Source organism: Ferruginibacter paludis, assembly GCF_030409685.1.
Lineage (GTDB): Bacteria > Bacteroidota > Bacteroidia > Chitinophagales > Chitinophagaceae > Ferruginibacter > Ferruginibacter paludis.
In genome coordinates, this window is record NZ_JAUFQJ010000005.1 from 246,419 (window position 1) to 259,131 (window position 12,713).

A 12,713-nucleotide genomic window follows, 5' to 3' on the forward strand; every position below is an offset into this window, starting at 1 on the left:
CAATTGTTTTTTGGATAGCGGCTTTGAAGCGGCATCATCCCCTGCAGAAAAAAGGATGGATGATTTTATAATCCGGCATTTTGGTATCTTAATCTACAAGCCAGTGTGAAGATCATACTATAATATTTTCTCCATCATTACATCGGCTGTAACATAATGTGAACCGGTGACGGGTATATGCCGGAAGCCATACTTTTCATACAAACTTACTGCAGTATTTAACTGGCTGTTGGAAAGTAAAAATATGCGTTTTGCTTTTTTATTGACTGCTTCGTCCAGGCATTTTTCCAGCAACATTTTGCTGATGCCATTACCCTGGAAGGCAGGTGCAACAGCCATTTTTGCCAATTCATACTCGTCCTGTCCCTCGGGAATCAAGGCACAGGACCCCACAATTTCGCCACCCGCTTTTGCCAGGAAAATGCATCCGCCGGTTGCCAAAATTTCTTTTTCAGGATCATTCAGCACCTTCAGATCGGCCTCCTCCGTCAGCGAATATTTATCCAGCCATTCCAGGTTGAGTTTTTTAAAATCAGCGGCAAATTGTTGTTCATATTGAATAATTGCTATTTCCATGTCGCTTGCGGTTTTTGAGCAAACATAGCAATTAAAAGTCCGCTAACCTCCCCACGCCTTAAAGCCAGCACAAATTTTTTGGGAGCGAATCACAGGACTCAAACTTGGCAAACTTTTGGATATAAAATGATCATAAATAACCTCAAAAAAAATATAACAATGAAAAAGTTAACGATGCTACTTTTTGCAGCCATAGCCTGTACCAGTATTGCCACAGCCCAGGACACCACAAAAGCAAAAGATAAAATGCACCACATGGGCAGCATGAAGTCAATGAAAGATTGTGTAATGATGAAAGATGGCAAAATGATGGTGATGAAAGGCGGGCAAACTATGGCAATGGATCAGGAGATGACGATGACCAATGGTACTGTTGTAGGTAAAGACGGAATTGTTAAAATGAAAGATGGAACAAGCAAACAGCTAAAAGACGGGGATTGTGTTTACATGGATGGCAAAGTAAAAACCGGTATGAAGAAAGATCCAATGACCAAAAAACCCATGTAACGAAATCATTTTTATCGATTCTGAAAACTTTGACTGTTAATCAGCGTCTGGTATTATATTCTCTCTAAAATAAAACCAAGGGCTGCCTTTGACGGGCAGCCCATTATAATTGACCACCGCTTGTAATCAAATTGCTGTTGCGCCTGCTGTAGCTACCACGTGATCATTTTCTACAGAGCTGCCACTTACGCCGATAGCGCCAATAATTTCTCCCGAAACATTGATCACCGGAACACCTCCCGGAAAGGTAATCAGGCCACCATTAGAATGTTCAATATTATACAAAGAGCCACCAGGTTGAGACAAGCTTCCAATAATACCCGAGTTCATATCAAAGAAGCGGGCCGTTTTTGCTTTTTTCAGCGAAATGTCGGCAGAACCTAACCAGGCACCGTCCATCCTCGCAAATGCCAGTATATTGGCTCCGGCATCCACCACGCTGATATTCATCTTAGCTCCCAGTTCAGTAGCTTTTGTCTTTGCAGCGGCAATCATTTTCTCTGCCTGTTCTAACGTAATATTCATCAATTATTTTTTTTGAGTTTATTTTTAAACACAGCAAATATAGAATAAGCAGACAGCGACCGGTTACTTATAAAGCTCAAAAACTTATGAAAAAAGTTCAATTATAAACCCGTAGCAGACGGATCGGGCATGGCCAATAGCGCGGAAAAGATTATGTTGAAGGTACTTCCCTTGGACTAATGCCAAACTCGTTTTTAAAGGCGGTGCTAAAGTTGGAAAGGTTTTTATATCCAAATTCCCGGAAGATTTCTGAAGGTTTTTGCTTATTGTCCTGCAACAATTCAAGCGCTTTTTGAAGCCGTTTTTTCTGTAACCATTTACCGGGATTTTCATTGTACTCCTTTGTAAAAGCCCTTTTGAATGTGGAAAGACTCATGTTGCACAAGAAAGCGATTTTCCCGATTTTCAATGCCGTGACCACATTATTTTCCACTGTCTTTTTAAGCAGCGACTGCTGATCTGATTTGGCTAATGCATTCAGGTACCGGATGAACGGTTGCCCATATTTGCATACCAGGTAAAGCATAATCTCTTCAAACTTTACTGCCAGCAAATGCTGACCGGTAGTGGATATCAGCTGGGTAACAGCGGCCAGTGAGCTGATAAAACGGTTGATGTATTCATCGTTGGCAATCACAAAAAAAGGTGCATCTTTTTTATCGGAGCCGTTGGAGCCTGCGAAACTGAATTTGTGTTTAGTAAGAAAATCGTCCAGTATTTTTTGAGAGAAGAAAAACAGCTTGCAATAATACACCTGCTCCTGGTTCAGCAATTCTGTAAACAGGCAGTTGCCATGTTTTATCAGGATGGATTGCTTTTCATTAACAGCCACAGACACGTTTGCAAAATGAATGTGCTTTTGCCCCGTCTGTAAAAAACTGAACATATTAACGCTCAGGTTCGCCTTGTTTTTTACCACATCTTCTGTCATCCTGTAATCATGCACCAATAAGTCAGGCAACAATTTTTTTTTCGCGATAAAAATTTCAGGAATATTCTGGACAGGCATTTCAGTTGAATTAAATATTATTTCAGCAATCAGATTTGCAAAGAAAGCGCCTTTAATTTAATCAACCGGTTTATTTAATTTTTTTACAGGGAATGGTTGCGCCACCCTGGTGAAGGCTAAAGCCGTCTACTTCTTTTTTATCATTTCTTGTAAAATTAATTTGAATGGCAGGCTCGTTTAAAAAGAACGAATCTTCCTTTTCAGCATACATCACGCTGGATGGCTGGCCTGTAGGTGATGCCACCAGTTCTCCGTCTTTCAAAGTCATTACTACATGTAGTTCCGGTTTTATTTCATACTCACCTTCATACTGTTTCAGTGTGGCTTCCCGCAATTGTACATGCGGCTTTTCTTTTGGCAAAACATACTCTTTATTGTACAGTATGGCGAACAGGCTTTTTGTAATATCATTCAACGTGCCATCCGATGCATTGCTCAGCAATACAATACAAATATCATCCGCCGGCACACGGGATATATTGGTAACAAAGCCATGAATACCGCCACCATGCCCAACCCTTCTTTTTCCTTCAGTACTGTCAATAAACCAGCCATAGCCATAATGTTCCTTTAATGGCGTAAAGGCTTTTTCCTGCTGTTGTTTCGTAAGGATGCTATAATTTTCCAACGCCTTGTGCCACAGGTAAAGGTCGCCGGTGGTCGAGTAAATTGCCCCGGCAGAAAAAGCAACGGTTGAATCAACAATAGACGCTGGGGCACTTTCTCTTGCCGTCAACTTGAAGTAGCCCGTGGTTTTATCATTGCTTTTTAAATGCGTAAAATCAAATCCGCTGTGCGTCATTTTTAAAGGTGTAAAAATATATTTCCGCACTACTGCTTCGTAAGGTTGTTTGGTGACGGCTTCAATTATATAGCCCAGCAACGCATAACCACTGTTGGAATAACTCCAGCTGGAACCCGGTGAAAAATCCAGCGGCTTATCTTTAAACATCGCTATTATCTTTTCGCGGTTAGTAGCCTTTGTAATTTCATTGGCCATAAACTTTTCATCATTTGTATAATTGTAAATGCCGGAGGTATGTGTCAGCAACTGTTCAATTGTAATACTGTCGCCCTTGGGATAGTCTGGAAAATATTTATTCAGATGATCGGTTACACTCAGCTTTTTTTCTGCCTGCAATTTTAAAATTACTGCTGCTGTAAATTGTTTGGTAACAGAACCTAGCTGGAAAATACTCTGCTCAGTATTTAATATTTTATCTGAAACATTGCGATAGCCGTATCCTTTATTTAACAACACTGTACCATTTTCGGCCACCAACACAGCACCATTAAACTGGTATAACCTGGCGTAAGCACTTACCAACGAATCCGCCTTTGTAGCGGCATCCTGGGCATGACTGTAGTAGTGTACAAATAATATAATGGAGAAAATGAAGCGTGTTTTCATGTGCAATAAATTAGGTTGTTGAAAAATCCCGGAGATGAATATAGATATAAATGTAAGTTGAAATGATTGGTGGGAATAAATCCTTCAGATAAAAAGCAAATTTATTTTTCTATTAAATAGCAGTTGCAATATAACCACCAGCAAATACACTACTGCAATAACTACCAGCACCCATTTTATTGCAGAACAAAAAGCAGTTGCAAAAGCAACCGCATCAGAACCATTGCCGGACAATGTAATGAGCATGCCGGCATTTTCCATTATATCTAAAATGCCCGCCCACAAGGTTCCCCGGGCAATACTCATCCCAACTTTACTATTTGTAATGCGGGCTGCTTTTTCGCTGGTAAAATATAAAAAGAGTGCATAGCAAAAGATAAAAATAAAGTCAAAATACGTATTGATTTTAGCGACCTCAATATTAGCACTTCCCCAATCTTTTAAAATATCATCTGCTTTTTCACTGTTGTAAGCAAGTTCAAGGTATACGATATTTTTATACTTCGCAGTTGTCTTTAGCGGAGCACTGGTTTTGCCCATCACCACAAACATGATGATGGTGCCAATAAAAAGTAACGGGATGCGCCAGCTGGTATTCATATTGTAAAATACAAATAAAATTATAACCGCATAATCATATCTAAAAATTCAAGAAGAGTAATCATAAAAAAGGCCGGATGATCATAAATCTTATCCGGCCTCGCCAACAAAATATCCTTTCAATTTTAAAGCATTATTTTTTCACTACCTCCTTCGCAAGTCTTTCCTTCATGCCATCAATTTTTTCTTTGTAAAACAGCACCGCCTTGTCTGTTGAAAGCGACAGCATATCTGAGACAATTTCAAAATTTTCCAGTTCAGCTTTCTTCTTTCCCAAAGAACCCGCACTACGCCAGATGCGGCGAAAGCGATCTTCCACGCTGTCCCATTTTCCCTCATTTTGCGCCTCCGTTTTATCTAAAAATAAGTGGGATAAATCATAAGTAGCTTCGTCAATAATATCCCAGTAATCCATATTGCGGTAAGGCAGTTGCAGCGCTTTTTTCCTGTTGGCAATGGCTTTTAGCACTTGTGCTTTCGTCATATCGCCATACTTCATTTGTTTAGCCACGGTATTTTCTATCATGTATAAAGCACTCGCAAAAATCAGCATGTGGTTAAACGCATACGACGCATTTTTATTAATAGCAACGGCCTGCGAATAGTATTCTATAGCATCTTTGTAGGCCTGTAATTTTGCAGCAGGGTCTTTTGTAATCAGCCCCTTTCTTTTACTGGCACTCGCCTGCAAAACCTTTCTCTCTGCCGTGGCATTTATTTTCAGCAATTCATCCAGTTCACCGATTATGTTATTCAGCTTCGTGATTAGCTCTGCCGGCTTTGCACCTGCTTTAAAATCCTCCACATATTTTTTGCAACGGGCGTTACAGTACTTTTCAAGCGATGACACAGAGAAAGTAGCATCTTCCTGGTTTTTAAGGGCTTCAAATTTTTCAATCGCCAGTTTATATTCCGCCAGTTCAAAGTAAATGGCAGCCTCCGTTTCAGTAATTTCTGAACTCTGAATTTCAGCTTTGTCTTTTGCAGTTGAAATCAATGCAAGCCGGTCGATTGTATCTTTCCAGCTGGTGCTCTTAATATCAAGGCTGTTGCGAAGGTTATGCAAATCAATTTCTACTTCCCGGGCAATTAAATAATCGCGTTTGTTCTCTTTTTTTCCGTCTGTGCGGTTCACCAGCCGGTAAAAAGGATCCCCATAGCATTGGTAAGCTCCCCAGGTATTGTTATCCTGGTGATATTTTTCATAAATAGCGGAACGTGCATCCCTGACCGCGTCGCCAAAACTATAGCCGCCAAACATACGTGCATAAAATATTTGTGCAAAATCCATCGCTGCATCGTCATTTACTGCCCAGCCTGCTGCCACCACTGCTTTTACGCCAATGCGAATCAACTCTGTACCAACATTAGCGGCAAGCTTATACCGTTGCTCAAAAAACTTTTCATCTACCCCACTCGTTTTACCCAAATGACAGCAGTTAACAAAAACCAGCTCGGGTATGGTACTCATTTGCTCAATATCAAAGGTTGTTAAAAACTCCCCGTTACCAATTACCATTCCTGATTGCCTTGGTGATGCCGGATTGAAAGCGCCATGCCCGGCAAGGTGGATGATTTTATAATCATCACAAAAAAAGCTGGTTATAATTTCTGCCGCGCTGGTGTTGATGAGCGACGTTTTTATATAGCCGTTGTTTGAAAGCACCGTCTCTACAGCTTTAGCTTCTTTCACAGCACCGGGCAACTGGTTAACAAAACCGTTCAATAAAGGATCGCCAATAATCAGCGCTTTTTCGCCCGCTACCCTTTTAATGCTAACGCGGTAGTCAGCCGTTGCCAGTTGCCGTATCATACCAGCATCCACGCACAAGGGCTTTGCGTTTGCCGTGCTATACTGCAGCAGTTCCCATGGATAAGCCGCCGTGTCGGTATCCAGTATCCAGCTGATATTGCCTTTCTTCTTCAACCGCTCTTTAAATTCGTTCGGTATCATCAGCTCAAAGATTGTTTTGGCAGCACAGGCATTCCAGTTGTTTTGTGTGGATACCTGATCAATGAATAAATCAATCAGCGGCGTACTGCTGAACAGTTCCCTTTCTTCTTCCCTTGCATCACCCGTACTGGCACTGAACAGTAAACTTTGCACATCGTTGGTACCTTCTTTTACTTTTTTGAGCCTTACCGTAATGCGGTTCCACCATTCATCTGATGGATCAGTAATCAACCGGGTTTGAGAACCAAACAACGTCTTTATTTTTTTGCTGCCTATGCGTACATTGAAGGCCTTATTATCCTTGCTTTCCAGCTTGCTGATGGCATACATACAACTCAGTGCCCTGTCTTCAAACAATTCTATAAACTCAATGCGCTGGATGGTTTTGACTGTATTTTTAAATACCGCTGTTACTTTACTGTTGGCAATATTTACTCCTTCGATAACTGCCTTAATGGAACTATCTATGGACAGGCCGCCATACCCGCTACCAATAATTAATGCAGAAATACCTATTTCCTGGTTAGTTGCCGCATCACCATTGTTAATATGCAGCAGGTATTTAGCTACCCCCTGCTCAACTGTTTTTGTAAGCAGGTAGGCTGTTAAACTCCCCGGATCGCCGAGGCCGACAATAATGGCACCGGCAAAATCATATGCCCCGCCATTGCTTAATACCAGCGAATTCGTACCAATTTCACCGGGATATAAACCGAGTTTATGGCGTGCCGAAAGCATCCAGTTTAAATTGCAATCGATGGATTTTTCTGCATACAAAATGCCATCGTTGTTAAAGTGTCCGGCAAGTACAGGGAATGATGCATACGCCAGGTCGCCGTTGCTGACAGAAACCGCAATGGGCACCTGGCTGGCAATAGGTTCATTGTCTTCACTGTTTCCAAACACAGCCGCTTCCAGCCCGCGCTCTGACACATCAAAGTTGTACACTTCCGGCATACGAAATACCTTTGCATCACCTCTAACGGCTGGCCTTGCCGTGCTCAACAAAGTAGTAGCCCCCGTTTCCAGTATTTCTTCAATACCATCAAAAATGGTGGGTTCATTGGCCAGCGCTCCGTGACTGGCATTAACATAATACACCGCTTTTTTATCTATCAGTTGTTGTGGTATTCCGCTTTCCCATGTTACACTCTGGTCTCCTTCGCCTGTTACCAAAAACACCAGCTCAGTGCGGGGCGGTATCACATCGTTGTAATACCCGCATGGAGTGGCCTTATCTTTACCGGCAATATAAACCAGGTTGCTGTAATCAATGCTATCCCTTTTGGCGATGATATTATCGCGGTAGTTTTTAAATGTGTCCAGGTAAGATTTTCCGGGCAGCGGCCATGCACCATCTCCCAATGCATTCCGCATACTTTCCCAGGTAGCAGGGTCTGCAAAGTCATTGTCTTTATCTGTTGAAAGTGGCAGCAGGCTTAGTATACCCGGGAAAGCGCAGAACATTTCGAGCAATTCTTTTTTGGTGTGAACCCGGTCTAAAAAGTTGAGTGAATTGATGATGGAATCCATGCCAAACAGTACGGTTAATATTCTGTGAGAGCCACCCAGTGGCGACCCCAGGAACAAAATTTTAAAGCCTTTGGAAGCATTGAGCTGCTTCCAGGTATCATCGTGGTTGATGATAAAATCCCTTATCAGCAAACCGCCCATGGAGTGGCCGATCATTTTGATAGGCTGATTGAATTTAAGCAATCCTGTGATCGTATCATTCAGGTCTTTGGCACAATCATTCAATTGCCGTCGCCAGTCGAACGGATAGACTACTACATCATACTTATACGATAGACGATCGGCCAGTCTTTTGTAAGATGTTTTGATCAGCGAAGTAGCAGTAATTGTTTTATCATCTACCTGTAACATATCCGTAAGGCCACCGAATACCGACTTGATATACGCAAGCCATATTTTATCCCCATTGCGGGAAAGGTTAGAGCCCATGATACCCGGCAACAAAATAACAATGGGCTTTTTGCCGGAAGGCACATTGGCGTAAGGCATTAGCTCTCCATGTTCAAATCCTCTAACCTCACCACGGTCACTTGCAGGTATTTCGTGCTGTGGCACGGCGTTGTAGCCGGGTATGGGTTGTCCATCTGCAGTTTTTAACGCCAGAAAAAGCGCCTCCCTTGTTTTATTGTTTAAAAAATATTTGATGTGATCTACATCTCCACCCTGGTCAAAAAAGTACTGGATATTGCCTGTTCTGTTGGCACCGAGGTACATCGAATCGGTGTTCACCACCAGGTCGTTTCTTTGCCAGTAAAATAATTTTCCTAAAATTACGAGCAGTCCTTTAAAGCTGATACTGGTAGTCCCATTGCCGGAAATAACCGCCAGCGAACTGCCGTCAATGGCCATGTCATCAGACCGGTCATTGAGTATCTTAATAAAAGGAGAATCGGGACTTTGCGCCTCAATGCCGGGCAATACACTTACATCATCTTTGGTCCGTATCACTTCTGCAATCAGCTCCTTTAAAATATCCGCAAAAGGATTTGCCGCTCCGCCAAATAAATTGAAAAGCACATTTAAAATATGCTCCAGTTTTTTAGATGCCAGTTTAGTACCCGCTGCAGGGCAACCTACCCTAATGAACTTCTTCACCTTCAGGTTGCGGTTTAAAAAACTGGTGTTCAATTGTTTGATGGTTTCTATGTCATTGTCGCGGCCTTTTTCTTTTTTAAGCAGATCAATATTGACGGAAGAAAAGCCTTCTTTTTTACTGCAGTAACGGCATAGAATGTCACCCACAATTCCACCGCGGGAATGGCTGATGATGTGCAGATCTTCCGTATCCGGCAATTGCTTTATTAAATCAAGTACATTTTGCAGGGGGCTTTTTGTAAGCGTACGGTGTTGAAAAGCCAGCACATTATCTCCGTAAGTACTGAAAATAAAATTCCATACATCGGCTTTGGCCAGCTCGCTGAAAGCGCCTGTGGTGCTGCTGTTGGTGCCATGAATAAAAAGCAGGACCGGTTTGTTGGGAACAATTTTTGCAAAGGGAGACAAGTTAAAACCGGCATCTACCTTATACAATCCTTCCGCGCCACCGAGGTGTTTATCTTCCAGTTTGGATGCGATGTTTGCTACGCCGTCATCGATTTTATTTTTTACAAAAACATTTAAAATCTTTAACGCGATGTCCCCAAATATACCGCGGTCACTTTCAGCAGTTTTGATGGTGGCGGGTATTACAAATGCATCCCCAACAGACCTGGAAGGGTCTTCTGCTTCCGGGAACAATTCATGCAATGTGGCGCCATCGCACAGCCATGTAGTCTCATCCTCAAAAATAAATTCAAGCAGTTTATCATTATCATTCAGGTCAATGGTATGGGTCTCTGCAAGGTCCCTGTTGCTGCCGCTGATTTTATAAGATGCAAGTGGTGTAAGGTTAGCCGGCGCTTCAGGAACGGCCGCCTGCTTTTCGCCTTGAATGGCCAAATTTTTTATTTTCATCTGAGGAGTTTTTTATTGTATTGATTGTTGTTACCAGGGAAGCGTAAAAAGGAAACGGGAGTGTTACACATATGCTGTCCCATTCTCAAAGAGGTTCCTTATATCCGCCACACTATCAGAAACAGACTTCAGCTGGTAATGCGGAAAGTCTTTAAAACTAATCCAGTTGCCGCCCCATTCCAACTGGGGCAATTGCGGCAGAACCATTGCCGGTATTACTTTGTATTTACTGTCAGTACCAACATAATTACCGTTTTCAAATACTCCGATATCCCAGGCTAAACCAAAATTATGATTACTTTGTCCGCCTTTGGCATTGGTTACTTTTGGTAATTTGTTCCCGTTTCGTCCCTGTTTATACAATGCATCCTGCTCGGCATAGGTACGAGTGCCAGAAAGTATGCGAATGTCTTTCCCTGCAGCGGTGAGAATTGCCAGGAACTTTCTGGCTGCAATCTGTGCATCCGGTATCAGGGTAACAATGTTGCTCTCACTCTTGGCATCCACTGTGCCAAAATCAGCTTTAATCGACTGACTTTTTGCAACAAAAGCCGCATCTGCTGCATCTGTTTTTGGTCCCCATTGTCCATCCAGTTTGCCATCGTAAAAACCATTGGCTTTTAAAAAGCGCTGGTAAAAAAGTACGTCTTGTTTTAATAATTGGTAGCTCATATTCCCGAGTTTTTAAACTTAAAAGAAACTGTATCTCTTTAATAATTAAACTAAAATTTTTGCCGGTAATCAGGGTGCCTGATCTTTTGCTTCTTTTATTTTGTTTCTCACCAGCAGGCCTGCAAAAAATGTAATAATGGCGGTAATGATGGCCCAGTTGGATTTAATGAAATTCCATACAGTTGATGCCACGTATGCCGCCGTTACTTTTACAGTAAATTCTTTTGACAACACAGCATTTTCTTCAGCCGGTATCTCTTTTCCGTTCACAACTGTGACCTGCGACACTTTTAAGATAAGGTAGCGGGTACCGGGTTTCAGCGGGGTGACTGTCCAAAACCATTCTGCATATTTCTTACCGGGTATCGTGTGAATGATGTCTTTCGCTACAATAATAAAATCCGAATCTTTACCGGCCTCCAGTGTCACCTTCATCTTTTCGCTGATATCTATTTTTTCTGATCCGGAATTTTTCCCCGTAGTATCTATTCCTGCTTTTGCCACCATTTCATTCGCGATGGTGGCGATCCTTACTTTTACAGATGATTCAATAAATGTGCGCATCTTTTCCGGCAATTCCCAAACTACCACACCTTCATTGTTAAGTTTGCTGATGTCAATAACCGGAACATTATTTTTTACACTATCCCTATTTTTTGTAGCCGTATCGGTACCGGGAACGTTCTTAATTACAGCTGTATCAATTCTATGAATAACGACATCGTGTCGGGTAACAGGATTTGTCTTTATCTCATCCATATTGTGCTGCTTCGTTTGTGCATTGTCCGGCGGAGGTGGTGGTGCTGGCTTTTTAACATCGTTTATTTTCGCTGTATCATTTGCCTGACCGCCTGTAACAGCCGGAGCCGCTGAATCTGTTTGCACTTTGTCTGCTGGTTCATAAGAAGCATTATTGCAACCGGCTGCAATAGCCATCATTAATGCAATCAAAATAAGGCAGTAAACCGTTGGTATTTTTTTCATCTCATATTGCAGTTGGGCCAATTAATAATTGTCCATAGGCGCCCGGAAGCTCACTGGCCACAGGCTTCATGCGGCAAAAAATATCTTATTCCTATACTTTTACCAACTTAAAAACCGTATCCACAATCATGTTCAACACACTGTTCCTGAACTGATCAATCCTTATCAAAGCAAGTCCTGCATTTTCCAGTGCCGCCATTTTGAAAGAATCTTTTTCACTGTTTACCAGCCATTCAAAATCTTTTGTTGTAAGGTCACCGCTGATGAGGAGTTTGGTCCAGCGTTCCAGATCATCTTTCATCTCGGCCAGTAAATTCTGACCATCTGTTTTTGCATCATTCAAATAGGTTGACACGGTACTTTTAGCCAGTGACACAACGCCTGTTTTCAGTTGTTTAAAAATGTCTGCGAAATCAACTTGACTTGCCATAAGAAATAATTTATTGATGAATGTTTTTTGGTTACCACGTATTGCTGTGAGTTTCGTATCGGGTGAGTGATGAGTTGTCAGCAGTGAGTGCACTAACGAATCGTTATTCACCATTCACCACACCGCTCACGATTTTATCTTCTTACTTTCCAGCTGTGCAATACGGTCAAAATTTTCCTGTACTTTTTTCTTTGCTTCTGCGATAAATACAGGTTTTAACTTTCCTTCTGATTTCCACCGGGCTATAAAGCCACCATACAAATGGCCATCGGGGTCCATGATCAGCTTCCACATTTCTTCAGTTATTCTATTTTTCGGGCGGTTTTTATCATACAGGTAAGCCTGCTGAATTCTGTTGGAGATAACATCCACTTCCTGTTTGTGAATGGCATAATCTTCTGTTGCCTTGTCCATCATCGAAAGCGCATCCGATTCAACAGCCGTCATTTGTGAGTAGGCTACCTGGTCGAAGTGAGCGATGGAGCTGCAACTGCTGATGGTAACTGCTGAAAAAAAAGTCAGCAAAAAAATACCGCTAAAAATGATTCTTTTCATATTG

The 12,713-nt window shown here is 42.0% G+C and carries 11 protein-coding genes; 1 reads left to right on the forward strand and 10 read right to left on the reverse strand.

Features of this window, described 5'->3' with window-relative positions; all coding sequences use genetic code 11:
* Positions 1-117 precede the first annotated feature (117 nt).
* Positions 118-576 carry a GNAT family N-acetyltransferase gene (locus QWZ08_RS10325; protein ID WP_290337327.1) on the reverse strand — a complete coding sequence of 153 codons (459 nt, stop codon included), beginning with the start codon at positions 574-576 and terminating at the stop codon, positions 118-120.
* Between the two features lie 159 nt (positions 577-735).
* Here QWZ08_RS10325 and QWZ08_RS10330 point away from each other — a divergent pair, with 159 nt between their 5' ends.
* Positions 736-1,083, forward strand: a complete 348-nt coding sequence (locus QWZ08_RS10330; protein ID WP_290337328.1) for a DUF6799 domain-containing protein — start codon at positions 736-738, stop codon at positions 1,081-1,083.
* Between the two features lie 126 nt (positions 1,084-1,209).
* Here the strand turns inward: QWZ08_RS10330 and QWZ08_RS10335 are convergent, their stop codons facing one another.
* The 9 genes from QWZ08_RS10335 to QWZ08_RS10375 all read right to left on the reverse strand — a co-directional run bounded on the left by QWZ08_RS10335 (position 1,210) and on the right by QWZ08_RS10375 (position 12,709).
* Positions 1,210-1,608, reverse strand: coding sequence for a GlcG/HbpS family heme-binding protein (locus QWZ08_RS10335; RefSeq protein WP_290337329.1), 399 nt, complete (start codon positions 1,606-1,608; stop codon positions 1,210-1,212).
* 151 nt (positions 1,609-1,759) lie between these two features.
* Positions 1,760-2,617 carry a helix-turn-helix domain-containing protein gene (locus QWZ08_RS10340; RefSeq protein ID WP_290337330.1) on the reverse strand — a complete coding sequence of 286 codons (858 nt, stop codon included), beginning with the start codon at positions 2,615-2,617 and terminating at the stop codon, positions 1,760-1,762.
* 70 nt (positions 2,618-2,687) lie between these two features.
* Positions 2,688-4,028: a serine hydrolase domain-containing protein gene (locus QWZ08_RS10345; RefSeq protein WP_290337331.1), complete on the reverse strand. Its 1,341-nt coding sequence runs from the start codon at positions 4,026-4,028 to the stop codon at positions 2,688-2,690.
* Positions 4,029-4,112: 84 nt separating this feature from the next.
* Positions 4,113-4,628 (reverse strand): hypothetical protein, encoded by a 516-nt coding sequence (locus QWZ08_RS10350; protein WP_290337332.1) that lies wholly within the window; start codon positions 4,626-4,628, stop codon positions 4,113-4,115.
* Positions 4,629-4,761: 133 nt separating this feature from the next.
* Positions 4,762-10,068, reverse strand: a complete 5,307-nt coding sequence (locus QWZ08_RS10355; protein ID WP_290337333.1) for a CHAT domain-containing protein — start codon at positions 10,066-10,068, stop codon at positions 4,762-4,764.
* 63 nt (positions 10,069-10,131) lie between these two features.
* Positions 10,132-10,740 (reverse strand): M15 family metallopeptidase, encoded by a 609-nt coding sequence (locus tag QWZ08_RS10360; protein WP_290337334.1) that lies wholly within the window; start codon positions 10,738-10,740, stop codon positions 10,132-10,134.
* Between the two features lie 69 nt (positions 10,741-10,809).
* Complete coding sequence (locus tag QWZ08_RS10365; RefSeq protein ID WP_290337335.1) at positions 10,810-11,724, reverse strand: hypothetical protein; 915 nt, start codon at positions 11,722-11,724, stop codon at positions 10,810-10,812.
* 91 nt (positions 11,725-11,815) lie between these two features.
* Positions 11,816-12,154 (reverse strand): hypothetical protein, encoded by a 339-nt coding sequence (locus tag QWZ08_RS10370; RefSeq protein WP_290337336.1) that lies wholly within the window; start codon positions 12,152-12,154, stop codon positions 11,816-11,818.
* A 126-nt stretch (positions 12,155-12,280) separates the two neighbouring features.
* Entirely contained in the window at positions 12,281-12,709 is a 429-nt protein-coding gene (locus tag QWZ08_RS10375; RefSeq protein ID WP_290337337.1) for a hypothetical protein, read from the reverse strand.
* Between the last annotated feature and the right edge of the window lie 4 nt (positions 12,710-12,713).

Coding starts and splice junctions, on each gene's coding strand:
- QWZ08_RS10325 (WP_290337327.1), bottom strand. CDS start 576: ATGGAAATAGCAATTATTCAATATGAACAACAATTTGCCGCTGATTTT.
- QWZ08_RS10330 (WP_290337328.1), top strand. CDS start 736: ATGAAAAAGTTAACGATGCTACTTTTTGCAGCCATAGCCTGTACCAGT.
- QWZ08_RS10335 (WP_290337329.1), bottom strand. CDS start 1,608: ATGAATATTACGTTAGAACAGGCAGAGAAAATGATTGCCGCTGCAAAG.
- QWZ08_RS10340 (WP_290337330.1), bottom strand. CDS start 2,617: ATGCCTGTCCAGAATATTCCTGAAATTTTTATCGCGAAAAAAAAATTG.
- QWZ08_RS10345 (WP_290337331.1), bottom strand. CDS start 4,028: ATGAAAACACGCTTCATTTTCTCCATTATATTATTTGTACACTACTAC.
- QWZ08_RS10350 (WP_290337332.1), bottom strand. CDS start 4,628: ATGAATACCAGCTGGCGCATCCCGTTACTTTTTATTGGCACCATCATC.
- QWZ08_RS10355 (WP_290337333.1), bottom strand. CDS start 10,068: ATGAAAATAAAAAATTTGGCCATTCAAGGCGAAAAGCAGGCGGCCGTT.
- QWZ08_RS10360 (WP_290337334.1), bottom strand. CDS start 10,740: ATGAGCTACCAATTATTAAAACAAGACGTACTTTTTTACCAGCGCTTT.
- QWZ08_RS10365 (WP_290337335.1), bottom strand. CDS start 11,724: ATGAAAAAAATACCAACGGTTTACTGCCTTATTTTGATTGCATTAATG.
- QWZ08_RS10370 (WP_290337336.1), bottom strand. CDS start 12,154: ATGGCAAGTCAAGTTGATTTCGCAGACATTTTTAAACAACTGAAAACA.
- QWZ08_RS10375 (WP_290337337.1), bottom strand. CDS start 12,709: ATGAAAAGAATCATTTTTAGCGGTATTTTTTTGCTGACTTTTTTTTCA.